Origin of the sequence: Providencia sp. 21OH12SH02B-Prov, assembly GCF_027362595.1 — a bacterium.
Taxonomy (GTDB): Bacteria; Pseudomonadota; Gammaproteobacteria; order Enterobacterales; family Enterobacteriaceae; genus Providencia; species Providencia zhejiangensis.
Map to the genome: position 1 here is coordinate 1,367,767 of NZ_CP114796.1, position 15,834 is coordinate 1,383,600.

At 44.6% G+C, this 15,834-nt stretch carries 14 protein-coding genes; all 14 read left to right on the forward strand.

Annotation, left to right across the window (positions count from 1 at the left end):
• The 14 genes from ilvN (at nucleotide 1) to O7C57_RS06570 (ending at nucleotide 15,834) form a co-directional block, all read left to right on the forward strand.
• The gene (gene ilvN / locus O7C57_RS06505; protein WP_068445711.1) at nucleotides 1–492 is read left to right on the forward strand and encodes an acetolactate synthase small subunit; all 492 of its coding nucleotides are present in this window, start codon (nucleotides 1–3) and stop codon (nucleotides 490–492) included.
• Nucleotides 493–656: 164 nt separating this feature from the next.
• The gene (gene cra, locus O7C57_RS06510) at nucleotides 657–1,670 is read left to right on the forward strand and encodes a catabolite repressor/activator (protein ID WP_163860892.1); all 1,014 of its coding nucleotides are present in this window, start codon (nucleotides 657–659) and stop codon (nucleotides 1,668–1,670) included.
• A 695-nt stretch (nucleotides 1,671–2,365) separates the two neighbouring features.
• Entirely contained in the window at nucleotides 2,366–2,824 is a 459-nt protein-coding gene (gene mraZ, locus O7C57_RS06515; RefSeq protein ID WP_154622685.1) for a division/cell wall cluster transcriptional repressor MraZ, read from the forward strand.
• Between the two features lie 2 nt (nucleotides 2,825–2,826).
• Nucleotides 2,827–3,777, forward strand: coding sequence for a 16S rRNA (cytosine(1402)-N(4))-methyltransferase RsmH (gene rsmH / locus O7C57_RS06520; RefSeq protein ID WP_154622684.1), 951 nt, complete (start codon nucleotides 2,827–2,829; stop codon nucleotides 3,775–3,777).
• Nucleotides 3,778–3,779: 2 nt separating this feature from the next.
• Nucleotides 3,780–4,097, forward strand: coding sequence for a cell division protein FtsL (gene ftsL / locus O7C57_RS06525; protein ID WP_154622683.1), 318 nt, complete (start codon nucleotides 3,780–3,782; stop codon nucleotides 4,095–4,097).
• Between the two features lie 15 nt (nucleotides 4,098–4,112).
• Nucleotides 4,113–5,879 carry a peptidoglycan glycosyltransferase FtsI gene (gene ftsI / locus O7C57_RS06530; protein ID WP_154622682.1) on the forward strand — a complete coding sequence of 589 codons (1,767 nt, stop codon included), beginning with the start codon at nucleotides 4,113–4,115 and terminating at the stop codon, nucleotides 5,877–5,879.
• On the forward strand, nucleotides 5,866–7,353 hold the full coding sequence (murE, locus tag O7C57_RS06535; RefSeq protein WP_163860893.1) for a UDP-N-acetylmuramoyl-L-alanyl-D-glutamate--2,6-diaminopimelate ligase: 1,488 nt from the start codon (nucleotides 5,866–5,868) through the stop codon (nucleotides 7,351–7,353). The genes ftsI and murE overlap by 14 nt, the downstream gene beginning before the upstream one ends.
• Nucleotides 7,350–8,723: a UDP-N-acetylmuramoyl-tripeptide--D-alanyl-D-alanine ligase gene (gene murF, locus O7C57_RS06540; RefSeq protein ID WP_269723792.1), complete on the forward strand. Its 1,374-nt coding sequence runs from the start codon at nucleotides 7,350–7,352 to the stop codon at nucleotides 8,721–8,723. Before murE ends, murF begins: the two co-directional genes overlap by 4 nt.
• On the forward strand, nucleotides 8,717–9,799 hold the full coding sequence (mraY, locus tag O7C57_RS06545) for a phospho-N-acetylmuramoyl-pentapeptide-transferase (protein ID WP_154622680.1): 1,083 nt from the start codon (nucleotides 8,717–8,719) through the stop codon (nucleotides 9,797–9,799). The genes murF and mraY overlap by 7 nt, the downstream gene beginning before the upstream one ends.
• A gap of 10 nt (nucleotides 9,800–9,809) precedes the next feature.
• On the forward strand, nucleotides 9,810–11,126 hold the full coding sequence (murD, locus tag O7C57_RS06550) for a UDP-N-acetylmuramoyl-L-alanine--D-glutamate ligase (RefSeq protein WP_230085796.1): 1,317 nt from the start codon (nucleotides 9,810–9,812) through the stop codon (nucleotides 11,124–11,126).
• Nucleotides 11,126–12,319 carry a cell division protein FtsW gene (ftsW, locus tag O7C57_RS06555; protein ID WP_154622678.1) on the forward strand — a complete coding sequence of 398 codons (1,194 nt, stop codon included), beginning with the start codon at nucleotides 11,126–11,128 and terminating at the stop codon, nucleotides 12,317–12,319. Before murD ends, ftsW begins: the two co-directional genes overlap by 1 nt.
• Complete coding sequence (gene murG / locus O7C57_RS06560) at nucleotides 12,316–13,389, forward strand: undecaprenyldiphospho-muramoylpentapeptide beta-N-acetylglucosaminyltransferase (protein WP_154622677.1); 1,074 nt, start codon at nucleotides 12,316–12,318, stop codon at nucleotides 13,387–13,389. The genes ftsW and murG overlap by 4 nt, the downstream gene beginning before the upstream one ends.
• Before the next feature lie 101 nt (nucleotides 13,390–13,490).
• Entirely contained in the window at nucleotides 13,491–14,909 is a 1,419-nt protein-coding gene (gene murC, locus O7C57_RS06565; protein WP_230085795.1) for a UDP-N-acetylmuramate--L-alanine ligase, read from the forward strand.
• 4 nt (nucleotides 14,910–14,913) lie between these two features.
• Nucleotides 14,914–15,834: a D-alanine--D-alanine ligase gene (locus O7C57_RS06570; RefSeq protein ID WP_269723793.1), complete on the forward strand. Its 921-nt coding sequence runs from the start codon at nucleotides 14,914–14,916 to the stop codon at nucleotides 15,832–15,834.

Here is a 15,834-nt window from a genome sequence, read left to right on the forward strand (position 1 = left end):
ATGCGTCGTATTTTATCAGTTTTACTCGAAAACGAATCTGGTGCATTGTCCCGTGTGATTGGGCTGTTTTCTCAACGAGGTTACAACATTGAAAGTTTGACCGTAGCCCCCACGGATGACCCCACCTTGTCACGTATGACCATTCAAACGAAAGGGGATGCGAAGGTTCTTGAGCAGATAGAAAAACAGCTGCATAAATTAGTGGATGTGCTTCGCGTTAGCGAGCTTACCGCTTCAGCACATATAGAGCGTGAAATCATGTTAGTAAAATTACAGGCTTCAGGCTATGGCCGCGATGAAATCAAACGCTGCTCCGATATTTTTCGTGGACAAATCGTTGATGTGACACCAACGCTTTATACCGTTCAGCTAGCAGGAACAAGCGATAAACTGGATGCATTTATTGAAGCGGTGCGTGGTGTTGCTGAAATTGTTGAAGTTGTACGTTCAGGTATTGTAGGAGTTTCACGCGGCGATAAAATTATGCGATGAAAAATTTGTCTTCTAAAGGTAGAATGTAGTCATATAGAGCCCCGATTGATTCGGGGCTCTGACCGTTGGCAGCTATTTTTGCCTTGCAGCGGTAATCAGGGACTGTAAAAAATAAATAGTAAAATCAATGAGTTGGTTTTATATGATAACACAAAGAGGTTAACGTGAAACTGGATGAAATAGCACGTTTAGCAGGGGTTTCCCGCACAACGGCTAGTTATGTGATCAATGGCAAGGCCAAGCAGTATCGAGTCAGCGATAAAACTGTAGAAAAAGTGATGGCTGTTGTCAGAGAGCACAATTACCATCCAAATGCTGTAGCAGCAGGGCTACGAGCAGGGAGAACACGTTCGATAGGGCTAGTGATCCCCGATCTCGAAAACACAAGTTATACTCGCATTGCTAATTATCTTGAACGTCAAGCACGGCAACGTGGTTATCAATTATTGATCGCGTGTTCCGAGGATCAGCCAGATAACGAAATTCGTTGTGTCGAGCACCTTTTACAGCGTCAGGTTGATGCCATTATAGTTTCAACCGCGCTTCCTCCTGAGCATCCTTTCTATCAGCGTTGGGCGAACCGTTCTTTGCCTATCATTGCCCTTGATAGAGCATTGGAAAAAGATCACTTTATTAGTGTGGTCGGTGATGACCAAGAAGATGCATTTATGATCTCTGCGGAATTACGAAAATTCTCGGCAGAATCCGTATTGTATCTGGGGGCTTTACCTGAGTTATCAGTAAGCTATCTTCGTGAGCAAGGTTTTAGGAAAGGTTGGCAAGGCGACTCCCGTGAAGTGAATTATCTGTATGCAAATAGTTATGAGAGGGCTTCTGCCGCTGAGGTTTTTGCTGATTGGCTAGATAAAGGTAACTCCATGCCTGATGCGTTATTCACGACGTCATTTTCGTTGCTACAGGGAGTATTGGATGTGGCGCTAAAACGTGATGGTCGTCTACCGGAGGACATGGTGATTGCCACATTTGGCGATAGCGAGTTATTAGATTTCTTAGGATGCCCCGTTTTATCATTGGCACAGCGCCACAGAGATATCGCTGAGCGAATCTTGGAATTGGTGTTGGCGAGCCTTGATGAAAAACAAAAACCAGACGCAGGAATTACTCGTATCCGTCGTGATCTCTGCCGTCGTGGTAGTCTTGGCCGCAAACAGCAATAAATATAAGAAATAATTAAAACCAGACAAAATGTCTGGTTGAATATAGAGTGATATTGATCACGTTTATCGCTATTATCTTAGCCCCTATGCAAAAGGGGCTTTTTATTTGATGCTAAAAATACGTAAATATTTAACTTTAGGACTATTCTTAACTGGATGTATTTAATTTTCTCTCGCAAGGAAAACAAAATAAAAAATTTAATTTAAGAAATGGCAGTTAAATAAATAAAAGTCATATGAACGCATATTTGAGTTATAACACTGTCTATTAAAACAGTATTTTAACGTGTTGAAATTTATTGTTTTTATTTTTCTACGGGGCTGTTATTGATAATATTTGTAGTTAATTAGCATTTACCGTTATTTAAAAAGTAAAGAATCGGTTATAGGTAGGCTGATTAAAAATGAGACGGGTATAGGAAATATCATCATTTGAGTGTTTTTTCATCAATAAAATAGAATTAACCTTGTATTTATTGTTTTGTTGAAAATAAATGAATTATATCAATCCGTTATTCCTCATTTTATCTCTGCGCTCGATTTTACCCTCTCTTATCTTTTCTGAATTGTTCTGTAAATAAAGCAAAAGCTACAGGTGTCTGGCTTGACAACGTTTTCCTACCATTCGTAAACTTTATAAGTGGAGAATTGTGGGGTAAAGTGGGTTAATAGGAAATAAAGAGGTTTTACTGGGTATGTTTCGTGGGGCAACACTGGTAAATCTCGACAGCAAAGGGCGTCTAACCGTGCCTACCCGATATAGGGGAATGTTGAGCGAGGAATCTAAGGGGCAGATGGTATGTACTATCGACCTCCACCAGCCATGCCTATTACTTTACACGTTACCTGAATGGGAAATTATTGAAGAGAAGCTCTCACGGCTTTCAACCATGAACCCAGTAGAAAGAAGAGTACAACGGCTTTTATTAGGGCATGCCAGCGAATGCCAAATGGACAGTGCCGGACGTCTTTTGTTAGCTAACACACTACGTCAACACGCAGGGCTAACAAAAGAGGTCATGCTAGTGGGCCAAATAAATAAATTTGAACTTTGGGATGAACAGACTTGGTATCAGCAAGTGGAAGAAGACATTAATGCTGAACGACAAACCCAAGAACCCCTGTCAGCCCGCTTACAGGATTTGTCACTATAAACATGACACAACAGCAATTTAAACATGTAACAGTACTGCTTGATGAAGCAGTAAATGGCCTAAATATCAAACCAAACGGCATATATATTGATGGAACATTTGGGCGAGGAGGACACTCAAGGCTGATATTGAGTCAGTTAAATGACCAAGGACGCTTGATTGCGATTGACCGCGACCCTGAAGCCATTAAAGCAGCGCAACTCATTAATGACCCGCGCTTTATGATTAAACATGGGCCATTTTCTGCAATCGCTGAATATGTTGAGGAAGAAGGGTTAGTTGGCAAGATTGATGGCGTATTGCTGGATTTAGGCGTTTCATCACCGCAATTAGATGATCCTGAACGCGGTTTTTCATTTATGCGTGATGGGCCATTGGATATGCGAATGGATCCAACTAAAGGACAATCAGCACATCAATGGCTCATGTCTGCGCAAGCTGATGATATCGCGTGGGTGTTGAAAACATTTGGAGAAGAACGTTTCGCAAAACGCATTGCTAGGGCGATTGTTGAACGTAACCACAACCCAGAAGAGACGCCGTTGACCCGTACACGTGAGCTAGCTGAATTGATCGCTCAAGTAAGCCCAATCAAAGAGCGCCATAAGCATCCAGCAACTCGCAGCTTCCAAGCCATACGTATTTATATTAACAGTGAGCTAGAAGAAATTGAGCAGGCATTGGAAGGGGCTGTATCCGTGCTAGCACCCGAAGGGCGTCTCTCAGTGATTAGTTTTCACTCCTTGGAAGATAGATTAGTAAAACGGTTTATTCGTCAAAATAGCAAAGGGCCCAGTGTTCCCGCAGGGATCCCATTAACGGAAGCTCAAATAAAAGCGCTGGGTACGGCTAAGTTGCGTGAAGTGGGCAAGATGAAACCTTCAGCCGCGGAAGTTGACGAAAACCCTAGAGCACGTAGTTCAGTACTACGTTTTGCACAAAGGATGGCATAAAAATGGTTCCTGAAAGGCATAGTCTTGGAAAAGTGATTGGTCGTGACCTTTTCCGTTATGGGATTATTCCATTGATTTTGCTAGCCGCCATTATTATCAGCGCTGTCTTTGTGGTCACGACAGCGCATGAAACACGTCTCCTGACGGCGGAAAAAGACAAGCTATACGAAGAAAAGGACGCACTTGATATCGAATGGCGTAATTTAATCCTAGAAGAAAACGCGTTAGCCAGCCATAGCCGAGTTGAACGTTTATCTGTGGAAAAATTACAAATGGTTCACGTTGAGCCTTCTCAAGAAAATATTATTGTTTCTAAGTAGTAGATAAGGTTACGAATGAAAGCACCTAAGTCAGCTAAAAACAAGAAACAGGAAGAAAATACCAGCTTTGTGAGCTGGCGTTTTGCTTTGCTGTGCGGCGGTATCCTGCTAGCTTTAGCTGGGCTGTTAGTGCGTGTTGCTTATCTGCAAATCATCGCACCTGAAAAACTGGTTAAAGAGGGCGATATGCGCTCTTTACGTGTACAGGAAGTTTCTACTGCACGCGGAATGATCAGTGATAGAGAAGGACGCCAACTTGCTGTCAGTGTGCCTGTGAATGCCATTTGGGCTGATCCCAAAGTGGTGTTTGAAAAAGGTGGGATCAATAACGATGAACATTGGAAAGCGTTAGCGGATGCGCTTGAAATCCCACTAGAACAAATCAAAACAAAAATTTCGGCGAACCCAAAAGGTCGTTTTGTCTATCTTGCTCGTCAGGTAAACCCTTCTATTGGTGAATACATCACAAAATTAAAATTACCGGGTATTTATCTACGTAAAGAATCTCGCCGTTATTACCCTTCAGGTCCGGTGACCGCGCATTTAATTGGCGTAACCAATATTGATGGCGAAGGCATTGAAGGCGTTGAAAAAAGCTTTGAGCGCTGGTTAAAAGGCTCTCCGGGTGAACGAACAGTTCGTAAAGATCGTAATGGACGTGTTATTGAAACGGTTTCCTCCGTTGATAGTCAAGCGGCGCATAACCTCGTGCTCAGTATTGATGAGCGTATTCAATCCATTGTTTATCGTGAATTGACTAAGGGCGTACAGGAGAATAAAGCTGAATCTGGTGTTGCTATTTTAGTTGATGTGCATACCGGTGAGATTTTAGCTATGGCTAATAGTCCATCCTATAACCCAAATAATTTAGCGGGTACTCCGATGGATGCCATGCGTAACCGCGCGATAACCGATATTTTCGAGCCTGGTTCGACGGTGAAACCACTTGTTGTCATGAGTGCGTTAAACAACAAAATTATCAAAGAAAATACCGTGCTGAATACCTATCCATATCGCGTCAATGGCCATGAAATTAAGGACGTTGCGCGTTATGCGGAGTTATCAATAACGGGTATTTTACAGAAGTCGAGTAACGTGGGTGTTTCAAAACTGGCGTTAGCGATGCCTGCCACAGAGCTGGTGGATGTGTATAGCCGCTTTGGGTTTGGCAAGCCGACTAATCTGGGGTTAGTCGGGGAAAGTAGTGGCATCTTTCCAAGTAAAAAAACACGGTGGTCTGATTTAGATAGGGCCACCTTTTCTTTTGGGTATGGACAAATGGTCACTCCGTTACAATTAGTCCGTGCCTATGCAACAATTGGTAGCTTTGGAATATATCGCCCATTATCCATTACCAAAGTGGACCCACCTGTCCCAGGAACCCGAGTGTTCCCAGAACAAACCATGCGTACAGTGGTTCATATGATGGAAAGTGTTGCTCTACCGGGAGGCGGTGGAACACGTGCTGCGATAAAAGGTTATCGAATAGCGATTAAAACAGGTACTGCGAAGAAAGTCGGGCCTGAAGGGCGGTACATCAATCAATATATTGCCTATACAGCAGGTGTTGCACCTGCAAGTAACCCACGTTATGCCCTTGTCGTTCTTATCAATGAGCCTAAAGCGGGTAAATATTATGGTGGTGCAGTATCCGCACCGGTATTTGGTTCCATCATGGGCGGTGTATTGCGAATGATGAATGTTGAGCCAGATGCATTACAAGCAGATGATAAAAGCGACATAGTGATCAATAAAAAAGAGGTTAAAAGTGGCAGATCGTAATCTTTGTGATCTTCTTTCGCCATTTGGCGTTAGCACAGCAAATATCTCACTACATGAGATGACGTTAGACAGCCGTAAAGCAGCGGCTGGTGATCTGTTTATTGCAATTAAAGGCCATCAATCGGATGGTAGGCACTATATCTCCCAAGCGATCGCTCAAGGTGTTGCAGCTGTCATCGCAGAAGCGAATGGCGAAGCGGATGAAGGTGAAATTCGTTACGTTCATGGGGTTCCTGTTATTTATTTGAATGACCTGAATAATCGTTTGTCTGCATTGGCCGCGGAGTTTTATCAGCATCCAGGTGCAAAAATGAAGTTGGTTGGTGTGACAGGAACCAATGGTAAAACGACGACAACACAATTAATTGCTCAGTGGGCAAAAGGGTTGGGTGAAACCAGCGCGGTGATGGGAACTGTAGGGAATGGTCTACTTGGACAGGTCGCGCCGAGTGAAAATACCACGGGTTCAGCAGTGGATATCCAAGTTGAATTAACCCAATTATTAAAATGTCAGGCGACATTAACCGCAATGGAAGTTTCTTCACACGGCTTAGTTCAAGGTCGTGTTGCTGCCTTACCGTTTGCTGCCGCTGTATTTACTAATTTAAGCCGTGACCATTTAGATTACCACGGTGATATGGAAAATTACGAAGCCGCGAAGTGGCTATTATTTTCCACGCATCAAACAAAAGCGCAAATTATTAATGCTGACGATGATGTCGGTTTGAAATGGCTGCAACGCTTACCAAAAGCCTGTGCTGTTTCAATGGAACAGCGTATTCCTGAACAGTGGCAAGGGCCATGGTTACAAGCCACAACGGTTGAGTATCACGACCGTGGAGCCACCATTCAATTTACCTCATCATGGGGTAACGGCACCTTAGAAAGTCCATTAATGGGGGCATTTAATGTCAGTAATTTGTTGTTAGCAATGAGTACATTGCTGATGATGGATTATCCATTAACACAACTCTTGGAATCATCATCATCTTTATCGCCGGTGTGTGGTCGTATGGAAGTCTTTAGTGCGCCGAACAAACCAACGGTGGTGGTTGATTATGCGCATACCCCTGATGCGCTTGAGAAAGCATTAGCAGCGGCACGTTTACACTGTAAAGGAAAATTATGGTGTGTATTTGGTTGCGGGGGGGATCGCGATAAAGGTAAACGTCCATTAATGGGGGCGGCGGCTGAAGAGTGGGCAGACAATGTTGTCATTACTGATGATAACCCGCGTAGCGAAGAGCCATTAGATATCATCAATGACATTATGGCTGGCATTCTTGACTCTAGCCGAGTTCTGGCTATTCCGGGACGTGCTGAAGCCGTGACCAGTTCTATCATGCAAGCTAACGTGGATGACGTTATTGTTATTGCGGGGAAAGGCCATGAAGATTATCAAATTATCGGTCATCGCCGCTTAGATTATTCAGATAGATTGACGGTCGCTAGATTATTGGGGGTGGTAGCATGATCCCGCTAACGTTGTCTCAACTCGCCGCTATCACGGGTGGATATCTGTATCATGCCGATGGCGTTGATGCAGGAACACGAGTATTAAGCGATGTGAGCACGGATAGCCGCCAAATTGGCGAGAACAGCTTATTTATTGCGTTGAAAGGTGAGCGTTTCGATGCCCATGATTTTGTGCCTTCAGTGGCTGAAGGCGGTGCAGCGACTGTGCTGGTTGAGCGTCAACTTGATATTGATTGCCCTCAAGTCGTTGTCGCAGATACGCGTCTGGCCATGGGGCAGCTTGCTGCTTGGGTACGCCAACAAAGCCAAGCCAAAGTGGTTGGCTTAACGGGGTCGTCGGGGAAAACATCGGTAAAAGAAATGACGGCCTCTATTTTGTCGCAACGTGGTAAAACACTGTATACCGCGGGTAATTTAAACAATGATATCGGTGTACCTTTAACGTTGTTTAGGCTAACTCACGAATATGAATATGCAGTGATTGAAATGGGGGCGAATCACCCTAATGAGATCGCGTACACCACGAATATCGTTAAGCCGCAAACTGCTCTTGTGAATAACTTGTTCGCGGCTCATTTAGCTGGATTTGGCTCACCTGAAGGCGTTGCTAGGGCAAAAGGTGAAATATACCAAGGCCTACCGGATGAAGGCACCGCAATTGTTAATCTTGATAGTTGTTCTGCCAAATGGCAGTTTCAGCCACGCCAAACGGTGTGGTGTTATTCATTAACAGCGCAAGATAAAGCGGATTTTTATCCTTCTGACATTGAGGTCAAGCAGCTTTCAACCGATTTTACTTTGCATACACCCGTTGGACAGGTTGCTATCACTTTACCTCTGCCAGGCATGCATAACATTGCTAACGTTTTGGCGGCTAGTGCTTTGGCTATCTCAGTGGGCGCAACGCTGGAAGATATTCGTCAGGGGCTAGCCACAACTCAAGCTGTGCCGGGGCGTTTATATCCAGTGCAGTTGAGTGAGACAAAAGTTGTCTTGGATGACACTTATAATGCCAATGACGGCTCAATGATTGCAGCCATTCATGTTTTAGCTAAAATGCCCGGTTATCGCATTTTAGTGGCCGGAGATATGGGTGAACTCGGCGATTATGCAAAAGAGTGTCATCAACGAGTTGGTATAGCCGCAAAAGATGCAGGTCTGGATAAAGTACTGAGTGTCGGTACGCTGAGCGAAATGATCAGTCAATTCAGTGAATGTGGAGAGCACTTTGCATTCAAAAAAGACTTATTAACCCGACTGATTCCGCTAGTACAGCAGAATGAAGTTGTTTCTATTTTAGTTAAAGGTTCACGCAGCTCCGCGATGGAAGATGTAGTGAATGCATTGAAGGAGTGCTTTGCATGTTAGTCTGGCTTGCCGAAATATTGGTGCATCAATTTTCTGTCTTTAACGTCTTCTCATATTTGACGTTTAGAGCCATCGTCGGTTTGCTGACAGCACTTGCCATTGCGTTATGGATGGGGCCACGTTTAATTACTTACTTACAAAAAATGCAGATTGGTCAGGTTGTACGTGATGTTGGGCCTGAATCGCATTTTAGTAAGCGTGGTACGCCAACAATGGGAGGAATACTGATCCTGTTTTCGATCAGCATCTCAGTATTGCTCTGGGCGCGTTTAGATAACCCATACGTTTGGTGTGTATTACTCGTGTTAGTCGGGTATGGCCTTGTCGGATTTGCGGATGATTACTTGAAAGTGGTCAGAAAAAATAGCCGAGGGTTGATTGCTCGTTGGAAATATTTTTGGCAGTCACTGATTGCACTTGTGGTTGCATTTTCAATGTACGCAGTAGGGAAAGATACCCCTGCAACGCAATTAGTGGTGCCGTTCTTTAAAGACATCATGCCACAACTTGGGCTGCTGTATATTTTGTTGGCGTATTTTGTGATTGTTGGTACCAGTAACGCGGTTAACTTAACGGATGGCCTTGATGGATTAGCGATTATGCCAACGGTTTTCGTGGCAGCCGGTTTTGCATTAGTGGCGTGGGCAACGGGTAACGTCAACTTTGCTAGTTACTTAAATATTCCATTTTTACCACATGCGGGTGAATTAGTTATCGTTTGTACGGCGATAGTGGGGGCGGGGCTCGGGTTCCTATGGTTTAACACTTATCCTGCGCAAGTTTTTATGGGCGATGTTGGCTCCCTTGCTCTTGGTGGTGCACTCGGTACGATTGCCGTTTTATTACGCCAAGAGTTCCTGTTGGTCATTATGGGAGGCGTCTTTGTTGTTGAGACATTATCCGTCATCCTACAGGTGGGTTCTTTCAAATTACGTGGTCAACGTATATTCCGTATGGCGCCAATTCACCATCATTATGAACTGAAAGGTTGGCCGGAACCACGCGTAATTGTACGTTTTTGGATTATTTCCTTAATGCTGGTACTGATTGGACTGGCAACACTGAAGGTACGTTAAAATGGCAGGTATGCAGGGTAAACAGTATCAGGGTAAAAAAGTGGTCATCATTGGGCTGGGGTTAACTGGCCTATCTTGTGTGCACTTTTTCTTATCACACGGCGTTATTCCGCGAGTGATGGATACCCGAGCTGTTCCTCCGGGCGTTGAACAATTACCGAAAGAGGTGGAATGCCATCGCGGTAGTTTAAACAACCAATGGTTGCAAGAGGCTGACTTAATTGTTGCCAGCCCCGGTATTGCATTAGCGACACCTGAATTACAGCAAGCGGCGAATAACGGTATTGAAATTGTCGGTGATATCGAATTGTTCTGCCGCGAAGTTGATGCGCCTGTTATTGCGATCACAGGCTCTAATGGAAAAAGCACCGTGACCTCTTTGGTGGGGGAAATGGCTCAAGCTGCGGGTATCTCCGTTGGTGTTGGCGGAAATATCGGTATTCCAGCATTGTCTTTGTTAAATCAAGGTCACCAACTGTATGTGTTAGAGCTATCTAGTTTTCAATTAGAGACGACATCCAGCTTAAAAGCCCTTGCAGCAACAGTTTTGAATGTCACTGAAGACCATATGGATCGCTATCCGCTAGGTCTAGCGCAGTACCGCGAAGCGAAGTTACGTATCTATCATCATGCGTTGAATTGTATTGTTAATGCTCAAGATCCATTGACGTTACCACAGCATACCGATGAGGAAGCATGCATTAGCTTTGGTGTTGATAGTGGCGATTATTATTTTGATACACAGCAGCGGACATTGGTCGCAAAAAATGAAGTGCTGATCAAGGTTGATGACATGCACTTAACGGGACGACACAATTATACCAATGCATTAGCGGCTCTTGCTCTTGCTGATATCGCGGGTATAGCTCGCCATGCAAGTTTAAGTGTGCTGAAAAATTATGCAGGATTAACGCACCGTTTCCAACTGGTGTTACTGAATAACGGGGTGCGTTGGATTAACGATTCCAAAGCAACCAATGTAGGTAGCACTGAAGCGGCACTGAATGGCTTAAAAGTAGAAGGTACACTGCATCTTCTACTTGGGGGCGATGGTAAATCGGCAGATTTTACACCATTGAAGCCCTATCTAGCTCAGGACAATGTGCGCCTGTACTGCTTTGGTCGTGATGGTAAAGCACTAGCTCAGCTGGAACCTGAAAAATCCGTGTTGACTGAGACAATGGAACAGAGCATGCGTTATTTAGCTCCGAATCTAAAATCAGGGGATATGGTTTTACTCTCACCGGCATGTGCAAGCCTCGATCAATTTAAGAATTTTGAGCAACGAGGTGCCATTTTTGCTCAGTTAGCGAAGGAGCTAGGCTGATGACGATACCGGGTGCTTTACGTTTGAAGAATTGGGTGATTGGAGAGAAAGGGGGTGTCATCGCTGGCTCTACACTCTACGATCGCACCTTGGTATGGCTGGCTTTGGGATTAGCCGCTATCGGTTTTGTTATGGTGACATCGGCATCGATGCCTGTTGGGCAGAGACTGACTGACGACCCATTTTATTTTGCTAAACGTGATGTCATGTATTTAGCTGTCGCCTTTATCTTAGTTTTAGGCGTGATGCGAGTTTCCATGGCTGTTTGGGAAAAATACAGCTTTGTGTTGTTGATGGTTTCTCTTTTACTGTTAGCGGTTGTACTGGTAGCGGGTAGCTCCGTTAACGGTGCATCACGTTGGATTGATGTTGGGATTGTAAAAATTCAGCCAGCAGAAATTTCTAAATTCGCGCTATTTTGCTATGTATCCAGCTACTTAGTGAGAAAATCAGACGAAGTAAGAACTCGCTTTCTAGGCTTTGTAAAACCCATGTGTATTTTAATTATCATGGCGTTATTACTGCTGTTACAACCGGATTTAGGAACGGTTATCGTCCTCGTCGTGACGACATTAGGGTTACTATTCTTAGCTGGAGCACGATTAGCCCCCTTTATTATTGGGATTGCCGCTTGTGTTGTTGGTGTACTCGCCTTGATTTGGTTGGAACCTTATCGTTTGCGCCGTGTGACATCATTTCTCAATCCATGGGAAGACCCATTTGGAAGTGGTTATCAGCTAACCCAATCGTTGATGGCATTCGGTAGAGGTGAGTTATTGGGGCAGGGACTGGGTAATTCGGTGCAAAAACTTGAATATTTACCAGAGGCTCACACTGACTTTATTTTTTCCGTTTTAGCGGAAGAGCTGGGGTATGTTGGTGTTGTTTTGGTTTTACTGATGGTTTTCATGTTGGCATTTAGGGCGATGATGATTGGTCGTCGTGCATTGCTAGCTAACCAATTATTTGCTGGGTATTTAGCTTGCTCAATCGGTATTTGGTTTACTTTTCAGGCATTAGTAAACGTAGGGGCAGCAGCAGGTATGTTGCCAACTAAAGGGTTAACCTTACCATTGATTAGCTACGGTGGGTCGAGCTTGCTCGTGATGTCCGCGGCTATCGCAGTATTATTACGTGTAGATTTTGAAACGCGTCTGGAAAAAGCCCAGGCGTTTGTAAGGAGTGCTAAATGAGTCAAGCAAAAAGGTTACTGGTCATGGCGGGTGGGACTGGGGGACATGTTTTCCCAGGTTTAGCTGTGGCGCATTATTTGCAGGCTCAAGGCTGGGAGATCCTCTGGCTAGGTACTGCCGACCGTATGGAAGCGACACTAGTGCCGCAACATGGCATCGACATTGAGTTTATCCGAATATCAGGGCTCCGAGGTAAAGGCATTATGGCATTAGCCGCCGCGCCTTGGCGGATAGGCAAGGCAGTTTGCCAAGCAAAAGCGATTATTAAGCAGTATCGACCCGATGCTGTGCTGGGGATGGGGGGCTATGTTTCTGGTCCCGGTGGAATTGCGGCATGGTTATCGGGAGTGCCCGTCATTCTGCACGAGCAAAACGGTATAGCCGGTTTAACCAATAAATGGCTTTCAAAAATAGCTAAACGTGTTTTACAGGCATTTCCGGGCGCTTTTCCGCATGCCCCTATTGTTGGAAATCCAGTTCGTAAGGATGTATTGGCACTGCCATTGCCAGAAGAGAGATTATCGAATCGCGATGAGAGAATACGCGTACTGGTAGTAGGGGGGAGTCAAGGCGCGCGTATTTTGAATCAAATTATGCCTGAAGTTGCTGAAAAAGTCGGCAAACAGTTAAATATCTGGCACCAAGCTGGAAAAGGAAGTAAAGAATCTACCGAAGCGTTGTATAATGAAAGGCTAAAAAATTCAGTTAATTCCGAGTATAAAGTTACTGAGTTTATTGATGATATGGCTCAAGCTTACGCATGGGCGGATATTGTGATCTGTCGTTCAGGTGCTTTAACAGTGAGTGAAATCGCTGCGGCAGGGTTACCTGCTATTTTCGTACCTTTTCAACATAAAGATCGTCAGCAATATTGGAATGCTTTACCGTTAGAAAAAGCGGGGGCGGCCAAAATACTTGAGCAACCTCAGTTTACTGCGGATAACGTCGCTAGCCTGCTGGAGCAGTGGGATCGACAAGAATTATTATCGATGGCTATCAAAGCACGTTCTTGTGCGATTACCGATGCGACCGAACGAGTCGCGGCGGTGATTAGTGAAGTGGCTAAATAGCCGCGATCATCGATAAAACGACATTGATATAGAATTAACAAAAGCGAAGACATAGAGTGAATACACAACAGTTGGCGAAATTAAGAACAGCAGTGCCTGAAATGAGAAGAGTTCGGCACATCCATTTTGTCGGTATCGGCGGTGCTGGCATGGGTGGTATTGCCGAAGTACTGGCTAATGAAGGTTATCAAATCAGTGGTTCTGATTTAGCGCCAAATGCAGTGACTCAGCAACTGACCGCTTTAGGAGCAACGATTTATTTTAATCATCGCCCTGAAAATGTTGAAGATGCGAGTGTTGTTGTCGTTTCAACGGCCATTTCTGCGGATAATCCAGAAATTCAGGCAGCACACGAGTTGCGTATTCCTGTTATTCGTCGTGCTGAAATGCTGGCTGAATTAATGCGTTATCGACATGGTATCGCTGTCGCAGGTACGCATGGTAAAACGACAACGACGGCTATGATTTCAGGAATTTATGCTCAAGCAGGTTTAGACCCAACATTTGTTAATGGGGGTTTAGTGAAATCTGCGGGGACTCATGCTCGTTTAGGAAGTAGCCGTTATCTGATTGCTGAAGCGGATGAGAGTGACGCATCATTTTTACATTTGCAGCCTTTGGTTGCGGTAGTGACCAATATTGAAGCTGACCATATGGACACTTATCAAGGTAATTTTGAAACCTTGAAAGATACGTTCATCAACTTTTTGCACAATTTACCATTTTATGGTCGTGCAGTGATGTGTATTGATGATCCGGTGATCCGCTCATTATTACCGCGTGTAAGCCGTTATGTGACGACTTATGGTTTTAGTGACGATGCGGATGTGCGTATTGTTAAGTATGAACAAAAAGGTAACCAAGGCTTCTTTACTATCGCCCGTGAAAATATGCCTGAGTTGACGGTGGTTCTTAATGCACCAGGTCGACACAATGCCCTTAATGCGGCAGCCGCTGTGGCGGTAGCAACGGAAGAAGGGATTGATGATCAGCATATTCTCTCTGCACTTATAGAGTTTCAGGGGACAGGGCGTCGTTTTGATTTCTTAGGCAATTATTCATTACGCCATGTTAATGGTAAAGAAGGGGAAGTGATGTTGGTTGATGATTATGGTCATCACCCAACTGAAGTGGATGCGACGATTAAAGCGGCAAGGGCGGGTTGGCCTGACAAGCGAATTGTGATGGTTTTTCAGCCACACCGCTATTCACGTACTCGCGATTTATATGACGACTTTGCACATGTTCTCAACCAAGTTGATGTGTTACTGATGTTGGAAGTGTATCCAGCGGGGGAGAAACCCGTACCCGGTGCAGATAGCCGTTCATTATGCCGAACAATTCGTGGTCGTGGTCAACTTGACCCGATTTATGTGGCAGAGCCTGAACAAGTCGCGCAACTGCTCGCTCAAGCACTGGAGCCTAATGACTTAATTTTGGTTCAAGGTGCTGGAAATATTGGTAAAATAGCCCGTAATCTTGCCGAGACAAAATTACAGCCACCAATGGCAGAGGAGTAAACTCATGGCCGAAAAAATTGCGGTGTTATTTGGCGGTACATCTGCTGAACGTGAAGTCTCTCTGCAATCTGGGCAGGCAGTACTTGCGGGTTTACGTCAGGCCGGTGTTGACGCTCATCCAATTGATACGAAAGACTTTCCTGTTATCACGCTTAAGGAAAAAGGATTCGATAAAGTATTTATCGCCCTTCATGGTCGTGGTGGTGAAGATGGTACTATACAAGGGATGTTGGAGTTCTTAGGGTTACCTTATACGGGGAGTGGCGTAATGGCTTCCGCTCTCAGTATGGACAAATTAAGAACCAAACAACTTTGGGAAGGCGCAGGCTTACCGGTCGCACCTTACGTTTCATTGAGTCAATTTGGCTTTAGTCAGCTGACGGAAGCAAAAATTTCAACATTAGTGTCACATCTAGGACTCCCCCTTATTGTCAAACCGAGCTTAGAAGGGTCAAGTGTAGGGATGAGCAAAGTTGGTAACATGGATGATTTATCAACCGCGTTGGAATTAGCATTTCGTTTCGATGAAACAGTATTAATTGAAAAGTGGTTAAGTGGGCCGGAATTTACGGTGGCGATGATTGGTGAGCAAGCGCTCCCTTCCATTCGTATTCAACCTGCTGGGGTATTTTACGATTATGATGCGAAATATCTTTCAGATGAAACACAGTATTTTTGCCCAAGCGGCTTAGATGAAAAATCAGAAGCTGCGTTGTCACAATTGGCGGTACGTGCTTATCAAGCTGTTGGTTGTCGTGGTTGGGGACGCGTTGATGTGATGCAAGACAGTGATGGTCAGTTCTATTTATTAGAGGTGAATACCTCACCAGGCATGACGAGCCACAGTTTAGTTCCGATGGCCGCACGTCAAGCAGGTATGGATTTTTCGCAGTTGGTGGTACGTATTTTGGAATTGGCTAACTGA

Bases quoted from the DNA above. Each gene is read 5' to 3' on its own strand.
- O7C57_RS06570 (WP_269723793.1), top strand. From the start codon at position 14,914: ATGGCCGAAAAAATTGCGGTGTTATTTGGCGGTACATCTGCTGAACGT.
- ftsW (WP_154622678.1), top strand. From the start codon at position 11,126: ATGACGATACCGGGTGCTTTACGTTTGAAGAATTGGGTGATTGGAGAG.
- ftsL (WP_154622683.1), top strand. From the start codon at position 3,780: ATGGTTCCTGAAAGGCATAGTCTTGGAAAAGTGATTGGTCGTGACCTT.
- murC (WP_230085795.1), top strand. From the start codon at position 13,491: ATGAGAAGAGTTCGGCACATCCATTTTGTCGGTATCGGCGGTGCTGGC.
- murG (WP_154622677.1), top strand. From the start codon at position 12,316: ATGAGTCAAGCAAAAAGGTTACTGGTCATGGCGGGTGGGACTGGGGGA.
- ftsI (WP_154622682.1), top strand. From the start codon at position 4,113: ATGAAAGCACCTAAGTCAGCTAAAAACAAGAAACAGGAAGAAAATACC.
- mraZ (WP_154622685.1), top strand. From the start codon at position 2,366: ATGTTTCGTGGGGCAACACTGGTAAATCTCGACAGCAAAGGGCGTCTA.
- mraY (WP_154622680.1), top strand. From the start codon at position 8,717: ATGTTAGTCTGGCTTGCCGAAATATTGGTGCATCAATTTTCTGTCTTT.
- murD (WP_230085796.1), top strand. From the start codon at position 9,810: ATGCAGGGTAAACAGTATCAGGGTAAAAAAGTGGTCATCATTGGGCTG.
- murF (WP_269723792.1), top strand. From the start codon at position 7,350: ATGATCCCGCTAACGTTGTCTCAACTCGCCGCTATCACGGGTGGATAT.
- rsmH (WP_154622684.1), top strand. From the start codon at position 2,827: ATGACACAACAGCAATTTAAACATGTAACAGTACTGCTTGATGAAGCA.
- ilvN (WP_068445711.1), top strand. From the start codon at position 1: ATGCGTCGTATTTTATCAGTTTTACTCGAAAACGAATCTGGTGCATTG.